The sequence below is a fragment of the Roseovarius tolerans genome (assembly GCF_028885395.1).
Lineage (GTDB): Bacteria > Pseudomonadota > Alphaproteobacteria > Rhodobacterales > Rhodobacteraceae > Roseovarius > Roseovarius tolerans.
In genome coordinates this window covers 856,808-869,898 of sequence record NZ_CP118494.1, presented here as the reverse complement: position 1 = coordinate 869,898, position 13,091 = coordinate 856,808, and the positions used below count along the sequence as shown (strand labels likewise).

At 59.1% G+C, this 13,091-nt stretch carries 12 protein-coding genes and 1 pseudogene; 1 reads left to right on the top strand and 12 read right to left on the bottom strand.

Annotated elements, in window-relative coordinates; all coding sequences use genetic code 11:
• Positions 1 to 30: 30 nt before the first annotated feature.
• Positions 31 to 1,005, bottom strand: coding sequence for a zinc transporter ZntB (locus PVU19_RS04220; RefSeq protein WP_050664298.1), 975 nt, complete (start codon positions 1,003 to 1,005; stop codon positions 31 to 33).
• A 158-nt stretch (positions 1,006 to 1,163) separates the two neighbouring features.
• On the opposite strand from PVU19_RS04220, the gene PVU19_RS04215 reads away from it, so the two are divergent.
• Entirely contained in the window at positions 1,164 to 4,325 is a 3,162-nt protein-coding gene (locus PVU19_RS04215) for a valine--tRNA ligase (RefSeq protein WP_050664293.1), read from the top strand.
• 286 nt (positions 4,326 to 4,611) lie between these two features.
• On the opposite strand, the gene PVU19_RS04210 is transcribed toward PVU19_RS04215, so the two are convergent.
• From PVU19_RS04210 to PVU19_RS04160, 11 genes and pseudogenes are all read right to left on the bottom strand, one after another.
• Entirely contained in the window at positions 4,612 to 5,097 is a 486-nt protein-coding gene (locus tag PVU19_RS04210; protein WP_050664292.1) for a hypothetical protein, read from the bottom strand.
• A gap of 225 nt (positions 5,098 to 5,322) precedes the next feature.
• Entirely contained in the window at positions 5,323 to 5,826 is a 504-nt protein-coding gene (locus PVU19_RS04205; RefSeq protein WP_050664297.1) for a fasciclin domain-containing protein, read from the bottom strand.
• A 273-nt stretch (positions 5,827 to 6,099) separates the two neighbouring features.
• The gene (locus tag PVU19_RS04200; protein WP_235575900.1) at positions 6,100 to 6,507 is read right to left on the bottom strand and encodes a c-type cytochrome; all 408 of its coding nucleotides are present in this window, start codon (positions 6,505 to 6,507) and stop codon (positions 6,100 to 6,102) included.
• 177 nt (positions 6,508 to 6,684) lie between these two features.
• Positions 6,685 to 7,539 carry an oxidoreductase gene (locus PVU19_RS04195; protein WP_050664290.1) on the bottom strand — a complete coding sequence of 285 codons (855 nt, stop codon included), beginning with the start codon at positions 7,537 to 7,539 and terminating at the stop codon, positions 6,685 to 6,687.
• A 27-nt stretch (positions 7,540 to 7,566) separates the two neighbouring features.
• Positions 7,567 to 8,948, bottom strand: a protein-coding gene (locus PVU19_RS04190; protein ID WP_420833267.1) for an IS3 family transposase whose coding sequence is annotated in 2 segments (ribosomal slippage) — positions 7,567 to 8,630 and positions 8,630 to 8,948 — 1,383 coding nt in all. Because the reading frame shifts where the segments join, the coding sequence is not laid out codon by codon here.
• Entirely contained in the window at positions 8,887 to 9,576 is a 690-nt protein-coding gene (locus tag PVU19_RS19380; RefSeq protein WP_420833244.1) for an oxidoreductase, read from the bottom strand. Before PVU19_RS19380 ends, PVU19_RS04190 begins: the two co-directional genes overlap by 62 nt.
• A 923-nt stretch (positions 9,577 to 10,499) precedes the next feature.
• Positions 10,500 to 10,622, bottom strand: a pseudogene (locus PVU19_RS04180) (ZIP family metal transporter); the annotation flags it as partial.
• A gap of 188 nt (positions 10,623 to 10,810) precedes the next feature.
• Entirely contained in the window at positions 10,811 to 11,239 is a 429-nt protein-coding gene (locus tag PVU19_RS04175; RefSeq protein WP_160316395.1) for a c-type cytochrome, read from the bottom strand.
• 26 nt (positions 11,240 to 11,265) lie between these two features.
• Entirely contained in the window at positions 11,266 to 11,628 is a 363-nt protein-coding gene (locus tag PVU19_RS04170; protein WP_152911715.1) for a hypothetical protein, read from the bottom strand.
• A complete protein-coding gene (locus tag PVU19_RS04165) occupies positions 11,625 to 11,963 on the bottom strand; it encodes a MerR family transcriptional regulator (protein ID WP_050664344.1) in 339 nt (112 codons plus the stop codon). The genes PVU19_RS04170 and PVU19_RS04165 overlap by 4 nt, the downstream gene beginning before the upstream one ends.
• Positions 11,960 to 12,895, bottom strand: coding sequence for a DnaJ C-terminal domain-containing protein (locus PVU19_RS04160; RefSeq protein ID WP_050664343.1), 936 nt, complete (start codon positions 12,893 to 12,895; stop codon positions 11,960 to 11,962). Before PVU19_RS04160 ends, PVU19_RS04165 begins: the two co-directional genes overlap by 4 nt.
• Positions 12,896 to 13,091: the final 196 nt, after the last annotated feature.

Sequence of the window (13,091 nt, the reverse complement as noted above, 5' to 3'; positions counted from 1 at the left end):
AGTATTTTCGCCATAAAGAAACCGGGGAGGTCAGCGACGGCCAAGCAATCCGGCATGGCGGAACCACAGCACGAGCGCGAGGCCGATGAGCACCAGGCCCCCGCTCACGATCCAGAAGGCGCGCGGATCCTCTGCCCCCGGCATGCCACCCACGTTGATCCCCAGAAGCCCGGTCAAAAGCCCGAGCGGCAGGAAGATCGCCGCCACCACCGACAGGATCAGCATCTGCCGGTTCATCAGTTCGGCGCGCGCATCCATGATCTGGTCATGCACCACCTGCGCGCGGTCGCGGATCGCGTCGAGTTCCTCGGCGAGCCGGGTCATGCGTTCGGTGGCCTCGCGCAGGCGCGCGCGGTCGTGGGGCCGAATCCACGGCATATCCTCGATCTCGAAGGTGCTGAGCGCGTCGCGCTGCGGGGCCATGTGCCGCCGCAGCAGGATCGCCACCCGCCGGATATCGGCCAGCCCGCGCCGGTCGAGTGCGCTCAGCCCCTCGATCACCTGATCCTCCAGTGTGTCAAGCTTTTCGTTGAGTCCCGCGACCACCGGTTCGGCGCGATCAGCGAGCCGCAGGGCGAGCCGTGCCACCAGTTCCGCCGCGCCATCCGGGCCCTGCCCGCGCGCCACGCCGTCCATCACGTCGCGCACCGCCATCAGGCGGCGCAGCTGCACGGTGACGACCACGCCCGCCGTAACCCACATGCGCAACGACACCATGTCCTCGACCTCGTCGCCGGGGTTGAGATTGACGCCGCGCAGGTTGATCAGCACGCCGTCGCCATGGGTGGTGCAGCGCGGGCGCGTCTCGGGGGCCAGAAGCGCGCGCTTGACCAGCGGATCGAGCGGCACGGCGTCGAGCCAGTCGCGCGCACCGGGCCGGGCGCAATCCACATGCACCCATGTCAGCGCGCCCTCCGCCGACCAATCCGCAGGGGCGGTCGCATCGGTCTCTGCGACCGTGCCCACTCCGTCCGGGGCAATTCGCCATACTGTCACACCGTCCATTTGCCCGTCTCCTGCCAGCTGCGCCAGCCCGACCATGGGCCATATCGCGGCCCCTGTCACGCCGCCGCAGACAGAAGAAAATGCGTCGCCCGCCTTCCCCTTGTGGCGCGCATTCGTTAGAGCATCGCAAAACCCATAACTGGCAGGACCGACACGTCATGGCGATGGACAAGACATTCAACGCAGCCGAAGCCGAAGCGCGGCTATACGAGGCTTGGGAGAAGGCCGGAGCCTTTGCCGCCGGGGCCAATGCGCGCGACGGGGCCGAGACCTTCTCGATCATGATCCCGCCGCCGAATGTGACCGGCAGCCTGCATATGGGCCATGCGTTCAACAACACGTTGCAGGATATTCTCATTCGCTGGCACCGGATGCGCGGGAATGACACGCTCTGGCAGCCGGGGCAGGACCACGCGGGCATCGCCACGCAGATGGTGGTGGAGCGGCAGCTGGGCGAGCAAGGCAAGCGCCGCACCGATTTCACCCGCGAGGAGTTTCTGGCCAAGGTCTGGGACTGGAAGACGCAATCGGGCGGCACGATAATCAACCAGTTGAAGCGCCTCGGGGCCTCCTGCGACTGGTCGCGCAACGCGTTCACCATGTCCGGCGCACCGGCCGCGCCCGAGGGCGAGGACGGCAATTTCCATGACGCGGTGATCAAGGTCTTTGTCGACATGTACGACAAGGGCCTGATTTATCGCGGCAAGCGGCTGGTGAACTGGGACCCGCATTTCGAGACGGCGATTTCCGACCTTGAGGTCGAGAATACCGAGGTGCCCGGCCATATGTGGCACTTCAAATACCCGCTGGAGGGGGGCGAGACCTATACCTATACCGAGCGTGACGACGACGGGAGTGTGCTTTTCGAGGAAGAGCGCGATTACATCTCGATCGCCACGACCCGGCCCGAGACGATGCTAGGCGATGGCGCGGTGGCGGTGCATCCGTCGGATACGCGCTATGCGCCCATCGTCGGCAAGTTGTGCGAGATTCCGGTGGGGCCGAAGGAGCATCGCCGCCTCATTCCGATCATCACCGACGACTACCCAGACCCGAATTTCGGCTCGGGCGCGGTCAAGATCACCGGCGCGCATGACTTCAACGATTACGGCGTGGCGCAGCGCGGCGGCATCCCGATGTACCGCCTGATGGATACCCGCGCGCAGATGCGCGACGACGGAGCCCCTTATGCCGAATGTGCCGCACGGGCGCAGGAGATCGCGACAGGTGCGGCGTTCACCATCGAAGAGGTGGATACGCTCAACCTCGTGCCCGATCACCTGCGTGGGCTGGACCGGTTTGCGGCGCGTGAGAAGGTTGTCGAGGAGATCACCGCCGAGGATCTTGCAGTGATGACACGCGCGGACGATCCGCGTCTGGGCATGGCCGCGCAAAAACCGGCCACCCCCGAAGAGGGCGAAGAGACGCGCGATGCCGAATGGGTGCCGCTGGTCGAGGCCAAACTGATCATGCAGCCCTTTGGCGACCGCTCCAAGGTGGTGATCGAGCCGATGCTGACCGATCAGTGGTTCGTCGATACCGCGAAGATCGTGCAGCCTGCGCTCGATGCCGTGCGCTTGGGCGAGGTGACGATCCTGCCCGAGGCGGATCGCAAGGTCTATTTCCACTGGCTGGAGAATATCGAGCCGTGGTGCATCTCGCGGCAGCTGTGGTGGGGGCATCAGATCCCGGTTTGGTACGGGTTCGATCTCAGTTCACCCGATTTCCGCGATGATGAGGGCGATGGTGCGCTCGACCTTGTGGAGATGCTGCGCGGGCTAAACGAGGGGCATACCGGGCATCTGATGGGATGCGGCGCGGATTTCGACACGGTGTCCGATGCCTGGCACGACAGGCTGGCAGGGCTACCGGTGCCACTGTCGGCGATGCAGGTTGTCGAGGTCGCGAGTCGCGAGGAGGCCTTGCACCGGCTGGCCTCGTCGCTGGCTGATTACACGAGTTCGCAAGACCCGACGCACCTTGTCTACCCGGTCTGGCGCGACCCCGACGTCCTCGACACGTGGTTCTCCTCCGGCCTCTGGCCCATCGGCACGCTCGGGTGGCCCGAGGACACGCCGGAATTGCAGAAATATTTCCCCACCTCGGTGCTGATCACCGGGTTCGACATCATCTTTTTCTGGGTCGCCCGGATGATGATGATGCAATACGCGGTGGTGGGGCAGAAACCGTTCAGCCATGTCTATGTGCACGCCCTCGTGCGCGACGAGACCGGCAAGAAGATGTCCAAATCCTTGGGCAACGTGCTCGATCCGCTGGACCTGATCGACGACTATGGCGCGGATGCGGTGCGCTTTACCCTCACGGCGATGGCCGCGATGGGGCGCGATCTGAAGCTCTCGAAAGAGCGGATCGCGGGCTATCGCAACTTCACCACGAAGCTGTGGAACGCCGCGCGGTTTGCCGAGATGAACGGCGCCACCGCCGGTGCCGTGGCACCGACGCAAGACCGACGTGTTACCGACGCGACACAGACCGTCAACACCTGGATCATCGGCGAGACCGCCAAAACCCGGGTCGCGGTGGACGAGGCGCTGGAGAATTTCCGCTTCAACGACGCGGCGAACACGCTCTACGCCTTCGTCTGGGGCACGGTCTGCGACTGGTATGTGGAGTTTTCCAAGCCGCTCCTGATGGATGGTGACGATGCGACAAAGGCCGAGACACAGGCGACGATGGCCTGGGTGATCGACCAATGCCTGATCCTGCTGCATCCGATCATGCCCTTCGTCACCGAAGAGCTTTGGGGCACGCTGGGGCAGCGCGCCAAGATGCTGGTGCATGCCAATTGGCCCACCTACGGCGCGGACATGGTGGACAGCGCGGCAGATCGCGAGATGAACTGGGTGATTTCGCTCATTGAGCAGATCCGCTCGGCGCGCGCGCAGATGCATGTGCCCGCCGGGCTGCATGTGCCGCTGCTGGTGACCGAGTTGAACGAGGCGGGCCGTGCCGCCTGGGCGCGCAACGAGGTGATGATCAAGCGGCTGGCGCGGATCGAGAGCCTGACCGATGTGGCGAGCTTCCCCAAGGGCTGCGTCACCGTCACCGTGGAGGGCGGCAGCTTTGGCCTGCCCTTGGCCGATATCATCGACGTGGACGAGGAGAAGGCGCGGCTGGAAAAGACGCTGGCCAAGCTGGAGAAAGAGCTGGGCGGGCTGCGCGGGCGTCTCAAGAACCCGAAATTCGTCGAAAGCGCACCGGAGGCGGTGGTCGCGGAAACCCGCGAGAACCTTGCCCTGCGCGAAGAGGAAGAGGCCAAACTGCGCGCGGCCCTCGACCGGCTCGCGGAACTCGGCTGACGGGACGCCTCCGGCGGGGGTATTGTCAAGCGACAAAATACCTATATATCAAGTCGTTGTCCATTAGGAGGTTTGTTCTGTCCACTATCTGATCAACGTCGTGACCTCAATCTGAATTCTTGTTTTCCACTTTAAGTCGATCAGGTCCATACGGCCTAAAGGCCGTGAGTTCAAAGCCTACTTCTTGAGTTACTCTCCAATGTTTGAACAGATTACGTCAGTGTCCAAATTTCCGGGGTAGCTCAATTAAAACAACAACAATAGAAGTCTGTTCTTTGGCAAATACTTACCGATCGCCCAAATCAAGTCTGACAACCCGACCGTCGTCATTCTCAAGCCATTCCTTTTGCGGATAGGCAACCAGGCCATTGTTACTGTTTTTGCCTGAACTGGACTCTCCGGAGCGGAGCGGATGAAGACAGAGGCCATCTGCGACACTAATGCTCAGTCGCCCCGGCTTCGCACACTCAAACTCAGCTTCTGCATAAATCGCGGTCTTCTTCCGGACCCGCTCAATGACGCCCATCTCGATGAGCATCTTCTTGAAGCCCGAATATTCGGCGTTTGGCGTTTGATCTTCAAATAAGTGCTTGCCGTGCCTGTTGTAGACCTTGTGTAGAGTGCCATCGTCGAATTCCCTCGGCAGCTCTGGGATGCACTTGTCACAAACTCCGTAAGCCAACGGATACTTGTGAAGATATGCCGTGAACACCTCTTCGCAGAGAGTGCTTTCGACTTGCGAAACCGCATTTACTACCTTCTGTCCAGTCACCCGGTGGATACGAGAGGATTCGGAGCTAGCATTTACAACTATCTATTCAAAATCAGGACGACTTTTACGCCGCCCGCAGCAGGCTCATCCCGCCGCTACCGAGGCCGACTTTCGCACCGCCGTTCTCACGTGGGTTGCTCAGCCCAACCGTTTTTTCTTCCGGACAATGAAAAAGCCCGACGGACCTAGGTCCGCCGGGCTATCGCGTCTTACTTACAGATTGAGTTAGGGCAAAAGCACTTTGTCGATGACGTGGATAACGCCATTGGTCGCCATGATATCTGCGGACGTAACGTTTGCATCATTCACGCGGACAGCGGCACCGTACTTGCCACCGGTACCGTCTACATTGACGGTGCTGCCCTGCACCGTCGCGACGTCCATCTGGGTGCCAAGGATCTGGTCGGATGTCACTGCGCCCGGCACAACGTGATAGGTGAGAATGCTCGTGAGCTGATCTTTGTTCTCGGGCTTCAGAAGAGTTTCCACCGTGCCTTCGGGCAGAGCGGCGAAGGCCGCATTGGTCGGTGCAAAGACGGTGAATGGCCCCGGACCTTTCAGCGTGTCCACCAGACCGGCAGCCTTAACAGCGGTGACGAGCGTAGAGAAGTCGGGATTTGAGGCTGCGATATCGACGATATCATCTCCGTCGTCAGTTTGTGCGCAGGCACCCACAGAAGCGAGGATGCCAGCTAAAGCAAGCGACTTAACAATATTACGACGGTTCATGCACTGTCCTTTCATTTCCATTCAAAAAACGGTTCAAATTACTCGCCCCATACAAGCCTTTTCTACGTCTATGTTGGCTGGCTGGATTAAATTGACGCACATCCGAGCGGATTTTTGTTAGTGGGGCTGATCGACAAGAACATCAAGTTGTCGCAACTTCTGAACTATTTCCTCGGGCGTGTGTCGCTCGTTCGCCATTCTCTGTCCTCCCTCTGCTAAACGTAACGGTGGACCAATTCAGATGGGGAGGCTCACTGTCACCTTTTGTTTCGCTCAATGCCGTTCGGTTTGAATGGTTTTTAGATAGGCGATCAGGTCAGCGAGATGCTGCGTCACCATCATAGGTTGACCGCTCGGCAGTTTGATCGCCACTGACTGCGCAGTCTCCAAATACGGTCCAAAAATAGGCATATCACCGTGGTTGGCAACGATTAGTCTGCCGTCGATTTGCTTTGCAACCGCTTCGGCCGGAAATTCCCCCTCATTTCGTTCCGCAAGCGTCGTCAGTTCTGGTGTATCAATAGCCAGCATTTCTGCCATTGGCCCAATGCTCTCGGCATCTTTTCCATGACACTCCGCGCAAAAATATAAAAAGAGGTCCTGTCCATTCTGTACGTCAATGTTTTGGGCAGAGGCTGCGCCTGACAATGTTATTGCTGCCAAAACCATTCTAAGCTGCACGAGTGTTCTCCCTTCATTGCACTATGCTAAACGATTTCTGAACCGGCCTCCAACTCTAAACTTGATCGTGTTCGCAAAGCAGGCATTGAAGTGATTGGAGGTAAGGGCAGCTTCGAGCCCATTGTGACCGATGCCGCGCCGTGGATGAATGGCGGGAAATGCGAAAAGTAGCTCGGCCTAGGATTTGCGGGCAAATTTTCGGCGCAGCCCTAGAAAGGTTGTGCGGTTCAGGTACCACAGAAAGTAGCCAACTGCATTATTGCGTGCGTCCGTTTGGGGCATCAAGCCGCGTGACATCCGGTTCATCTGCCAAGCATAATATTCAACCCGGGACACAGTGTTGACTAGATTTATGAACCAGTTTCTGGCGTTCACCCCGAACCGGCCCCGCCCGATAACCAGACCATCTTCTTCGATGCCAATCTTTTCGACCAAACCGTCAAGTATCCCTGCTACAGCATCCGGCTGAACGCATAGGGGGCGCGCAAGACCGATCATGTCGATCCCATCGTCAACGATTGCGCGCTCCATCGCAGCGACGCTGCGAAACCCTCCTGTCACCATAAGAGGGACACTCACCGCATGACGCACCTCGCGGGCATATTCCAAGAAATAGGCCTCGCGTTTGATTGTGCTATCGCGCTGTTGTTCCTCGGTTCCATTGACAAAGCTCATCTGCTCGTAAGTTCCGCCGGACAGTTCAATGAGATCAATGCCGTCATCTTCGAGCCATCGCGCAACCTGGCAACTGTCCTCGATCGAAAATCCACCTTTCTGAAAGTCCGCCGAGTTCAGCTTGACTGCAACGGGAAAGTCCTTGCCGACGACAGCGCGCGTCGCTGCATACACTTTGCGCAGGAATTTCGCGCGGTTTTCAAGCGACCCGCCCCAGTCATCCTTGCGTTGGTTGGTGATCGGCGACAGGAACTGGCTGACGAGATAGCCGTGCGCGGCATGTATCTGCACACCGTCAAACCCCGCCTTTTTCGCAATTGCGGCCGTTGTGGCATAGCGCTGGACGGAACGTGTCAACGACTTTGAGACAGCAGCTTCTGGACTTTAAGCTTGATTTCCTTCGGTTGTCTTTGGTGGGTTGATCCAGACGGCAGTCGGGATTTTTGGTGGTTGCGGCGGTTTGCGCACGAACCGCTCTGGCGTGCTCAGGAACGCGGCGTCGAGGGTTGCTTGACGGGCTGTCTGGATTGCTTCGGCCTGTCCGAAGTGGATCTGGTCGGGTGTCATCAACCCGATGCCGGCGTGATGATGCTCCTGGTTATACCATGCGAAGAAGCGACGGCAGAAGGTGCGGGCCTGTTCGATGGTTTCGAAGTTCCTGGGAAATTCCGGCTGGTATTTCAGCGTCTTGAAGTGAGCCTCCGAGAACGGATTGTCGTTCGAGGTGTGCGGCCTGCCGTGGGACTTGAGCACGCCGAGATCGACCAGCATAAGGGCGGTTGTCCTTGCCTTCATGGGCCCTCCGCGATCGGCATGCAGCGTTAACTGATCGCGCGGGACGGCATGCTTTTCCATCGCGTCGATGAACAGGGCTTTGAACAGGGTTGCGCTCTCGGCGTGCTCGACGCGCCAGCCGACCACGCGGCGGCTGAAGATGTCCAGTATGACATAGAGATAGAAGTAGGACCATTTCACCGGGCCCATCAGCTTGGTGATGTCCCAGGACCAGACCTGGTTGGGGGCCTCGGCCAGCAGTTCGGGCTTTTGGTAGACGGGATGTGTGCGTTGACGGCGGCGCTCGGCAACTTCGCCTTGCGCGGCCAATATCCGATACATCGTGCGGATCGAACACAGGTAGGTGCCTTCATCCAGCAAGCTCGCAAAGGCCTCCGTGGGCGTCTGATCGGCGAAGCGGGGACTGCGCAGATAGTCCAGGACCCGAGCCCGCTCACGCTCCGGCAAGGCGCGTTGCGACGGCGGGCGCGGCTTTGCTGCGCGTGGCGGGGCCGTGAGGGCCGCGCGGTGCCGCAAAACGCTTGCCCGCGACACCGGCAGCGCGGCACAGACGGCCGATGTCAAACCGCTGCCGGCTGGCAAGGCGATCGCCGCGGCCATCATGATGTTCCGCCGCGCTCGGATGTCTGTTCCATCTCCTCCAGCAGCGCCGCCACTTTTTTTTGGATGGCGATGACGGCTTCCGCCTTGTTCAGGCGGCGCTGCAATGCCGCAACCTCTCGGTTGGCCTTGTCCAGCTCGGCCTGCAACGGGTTGACCGGCGCCTGTTGCGGGCCGCGTCGGCGGGGCTGCAATGCCCCCAGCGTGCCTGCCGCACGCGCCCGGCGCCAATCGGTCAGGGCCGAGGAATAAAGCCCCTCACGCCGCAGAATGCTGGAGACCTCGCCAGTGCCTGCTGCTCGATCCGTCTCATCCAGAATGCGCAGTTTGTATTTCGCAGTGAAGCTGCGCCGCTTCGGCGTGCGCGTCAGCTCGGCCGTGGGGGCTGCCGGTGCGGCTACGACGCGGGCAGGTGTGACGTCGGGCGAAATGGCGTCGGACCCGGCATCCGATGAAAGTGGTGTCCGTGAGGGCATGACCATCGGTTCGTTCTCCTGCGCCCTCAAGTGTAAACTTCAGCCGGTCGAATGTCTCACTATTATTGGCACGGAGGGGGATGGCATCCTGAATATCTTCTGAAGTCATTGCCGTTGGTTTTCCGAACAGGCCAAGAATGCGCAGCTTTTCCGCGGACGGGGACAAAGGCCGCGTATGCACCACAATGGGGCATTGGCGCCCTGGATGGCTGATTTGCATCCAGACTTGACTGCCACCGGACTTTGCGGCCCGGGCCCAGTCTTGCAGCACGTTCAAAACACTTTCATCTTGGACAACCACATTGCCCGGCCGTTCAAGGTAGCGTTTGTCGACCATAACATTGCCGGTCATTTGCATGGCCATACCACCATAGGACCAGCGCTCGTAGAGAGTTTGATGCGCTTTGTTCGGCGCATCGTGAACATCCGCGAGGGCTTCGGTCATGGCGCTACGTGCGAAGCGGTTTTTCAAACGCACGCCGCAAGGCAGTTCGAGGTGGTCTGAATAGCTTCGTTTTGTCATCGCGTGTCACGCCAATCAAACTGCGGAAATCAAATCTGGTTTATTTAAGTTGAATGAGCGTGCCCGAAGTGTTCCGTCGTGGCAAACATTATCGCCCTGTTCGGCAGGCGGGCTAAGCGGCTGTTGGGGCCAGACGATCGGATGGCAGCAAAGCCCGCTTCGTAGTCATTGGTGGGCGGCGTAGCGAACGGCCGCTCCTGCCCTCTGACTCATCCTACACTTCCTCCACGACACCGTTCACTTACGGGTGATCGGACCCCCGGTGGACGTCCAACGGTCGGGAGTGCTGGGGATTGATCGGGGCCATGGGTGATCCTTATGATCCTACGAGGACCCTCCTACGTAGGTTCTGTTCTGGATGGATTTTAATGGGGGGTGAGTGGTGAGGAGGAGGAAACTTGGAACGCCTCCGACCTCCCTTTACCCCTTTCCCATTACTTATCCTTAATCTCCCGAGTGTTTTCCCATACTAATCCCTTTTCGCCCGACTACCTCTGATGCCTCGGCGTGGGGAAGGCCTGCGCCGCACCGACCGATCCGCCACCCGAGCCACCCGTTGCCGGATTTCAGCTGTCCATGGTTAAGACCAACCCGAGCAGAAGCCCTCCGATGACCACCAATCCGACCAGTTAGCATCTGCACGGGTGGAATGCGGTTTTTTCCAATGGCGAACGCAACCATCTTGTCAGTATTCACTGGCGTTGGCTGATGAAGAAGTCTCTGCTTGAGTTTTAGATGGCCATCAAGGGAGGAGAGCGGCAGGCCAGTCCCGTGATCAATTCATTGCCATCTTCGCTTTCGTTGCAGTTTGCACGAATGGCGGCTGTTTCCGCTACTGGGCAGCGTGATTTATTTTCGCCATCGCAGCGAAACCTGCGCTGCGAGCACACGCATCAATAATCTAGCACGTCTGGTGTGGCGCTTTAGCCGAGCCATACATCCAAGAACAGCATGACGACCAATCCGATAGCGAAACCAAAGGTCGCCTTATTTTGATGTCCGCTCCGGTGCGTCTCCGGGATAACCTCGTGGCTGATGACGTAGAGCGGGGTCAGGAAAGCCCGAGGTCCTGATCGCGGGGCTGGCTGGGCTTGTGGTTGGTGCGATCGCCTTCTGCTCTGGGCGCCGAAGGATCCAACACTAACGGGCTGGTTTAGGCCGCCAGGGGGATTTTTCAGGCCCAAAGTGCAAAAGCGACCTTGCCCTGCGGTAGGTCGAAACGTTCTAGTGTTGGCTAGGGCACATAACGCGTTGGTGACGGGGATTGGAGTCCTTCGAGATATTCCGCCAGGGCGATAAGGCGTGCTGGCGTTGGGGTCATATCCCCGTTTCCACTGTCGAAATCAACCATCGGGCCGCCGGTTACTCCGGTGATGATCGGCATATCCTTCCGCGGGTCGGTCCGCCTCGTATAGCCGTCAATGATTGACATGACCTCAAGCATCGGCCAGACGCCGCCCCGACGTGCGGCGATTTGGGTAAGGTCGGCTGACCGTGTGTCGAGTTCGGTGGCCAATGGCCCGCCACCTCGGGCATCAAAACCGTGACATATAGCACAGTTTTCGGCGAAGAGCGCCTGTCCATCGTCGCGGGAAATGTCCGGTTCAGGAGCCGTTGCACAACCAAGCAGAAGAAGACCCAGCGGGATCAGGCTCTTTCTCATGATGCAGGAGTTTCTTTTTCGACGAATCATGGGCCGTGCCCTGGCATCGAAAGTGGAAGAAATGCGATCATGGGTTGGCGGCGCTCTGATTGCGCTTTCGCTTGCTGGAATTTCCGACGAGCGGCTTCCATCTGGAGGAGCGCGCGTTGCCGTTTTTCATGGACCTTACGAAGGGCTGATTCAGGGCTACCTATTGTCCCGCGATAAGGCTGGCTGCTTGGCGGAAACCAGGCACGCGCGGCTCTTCGTGCCCGGATCCAGCCAAGCTCAGCATCCAAGTAGCGACGATAAGTCAGAACAAGCAGGTAACGGCTGCGGTCTACATCATTGGTCATCAGAGTGATTTCTCCCAGATTGAGCATAATTTCTCCGCGCGTGGGCGACGTCATTCCATTTCTTCACGCAAGCCGGCATAGCGGGTGATGATATCACGGCGGATATCTTCGGGTTGATCTTTCAGAGCACTCTGCAAGCAGCGAAATTCCCGCAGGGTCATGTTCAGCCGGTCGATCAGGGACAGAACAAGGGGCAGTGTATCCTTTGGAATCGACATGTCTTTCTTTAGATCGCGCAAGAGCCGGACCCGCGCGATATCCACGTCGTCGAATACCGGCCCTTTTTCACCCTCCATAGGTCGCACCCAGCCTTCGCGAACCCATAGCCGAAGGTCCCTGAGAGTCAGCCGTTGAACATGAGTGATAACCGTTCGTTCATCGTAGCTCATAGCATCCCCCGAAGGACCTCTCGCGGGTCCAGCTTAACATGATCCCGCCATTCTTGGGCTAATTGTGCCATCTCATCATCGACCTTTTCAGGCAGAACGATCTTTAGCCGCACAATCTGATCTCCGGTCGATCCGTTCTCTCTGGACAAGCCCTTGCCCTTCAGTCTGAGCCTGCGGCCCGAGGATGCGCCCTTGGGGATCGTCATGGATACAGTGCCAGTGAGTATCGGCACATCCACTTTTGCGCCCAGAATGGCCTCGTCAAAAGTTATCGGCAGTTCGATTTCCACGTCGTCACCCACGCGTGTGAACACCGGATGCGGCCGAACTGTGACGGTTACCAAAGCGTCGCCCGGCGGGCCCCCGCCGAAGCCCGGTGAGCCTTTGCCCCGCAAACGAAGCGTCTGTCTGTCCTTCAGGCCGGCCGGTATAGACACCTCTATCCGGTTACCATCGGGCATCGTTACCTGCTGCTTTGCTCCCTTCGCCGCATCCATGAAGTCCACGTCGAGGTGATAGCGCAGGTCGGTGCCGCGCGCGTGAAACCCCTGCCGAGGGCCACCTTGGCCAGCGCGCGTCCTTTGACCGAAAAGATCAGAGAACAGATCAGAAAAACCCTCGTGATTCTCCATGCCTTCGTTCGGGTCGTAACGGCGGCCACCCTGTTGGTCGGTATACTGATGGTAGAAGTTCCGCTCTGGCCGTTCATGGCCCTTGGCGTCTATTTCGCCTGCATCGAAGCGGCGGCGCTTTTCGGCGTCACCCAACAGATCGTACGCCGACGACACTTCTTGAAACTCGGCCTTTTTCTTCGGATCGCCAGGATGAAGGTCAGGGTGCAGCCTTTTCGCAAGCTTGCGATACGCCTTCTTGATCTCATCCTGCGTCGCCGCCTTGGAGACACCGAGTACCTTGTAAGGATCGTCGCTCATTTGACCGGTCCGTCCCAAAGCCATGCCACGAAGTAGTCTTACTTCGTGTTCTGCCACTATAAGGGCAAATCTGGAGCTTGCATTTGACCAGTGTCAATTTCGCCGAAACTGAAGAGGTATCTGACATCCTTGCGGTGAATGATTTTGTGGATGGCGCCTATGCGGACAAGTCAGGCGTGAGGCTTCACAGTCCCTC

Coding starts and splice junctions, on each gene's coding strand:
- PVU19_RS04220 (WP_050664298.1), bottom strand. CDS start 1,005: ATGGACGGTGTGACAGTATGGCGAATTGCCCCGGACGGAGTGGGCACG.
- PVU19_RS04215 (WP_050664293.1), top strand. CDS start 1,164: ATGGCGATGGACAAGACATTCAACGCAGCCGAAGCCGAAGCGCGGCTA.
- PVU19_RS04205 (WP_050664297.1), bottom strand. CDS start 5,826: ATGAACCGTCGTAATATTGTTAAGTCGCTTGCTTTAGCTGGCATCCTC.
- PVU19_RS19380 (WP_420833244.1), bottom strand. CDS start 9,576: ATGACAAAACGAAGCTATTCAGACCACCTCGAACTGCCTTGCGGCGTG.
- PVU19_RS04175 (WP_160316395.1), bottom strand. CDS start 11,239: ATGAGAAAGAGCCTGATCCCGCTGGGTCTTCTTCTGCTTGGTTGTGCA.
- PVU19_RS04170 (WP_152911715.1), bottom strand. CDS start 11,628: ATGACGTCGCCCACGCGCGGAGAAATTATGCTCAATCTGGGAGAAATC.
- PVU19_RS04165 (WP_050664344.1), bottom strand. CDS start 11,963: ATGAGCTACGATGAACGAACGGTTATCACTCATGTTCAACGGCTGACT.
- PVU19_RS04160 (WP_050664343.1), bottom strand. CDS start 12,895: ATGAGCGACGATCCTTACAAGGTACTCGGTGTCTCCAAGGCGGCGACG.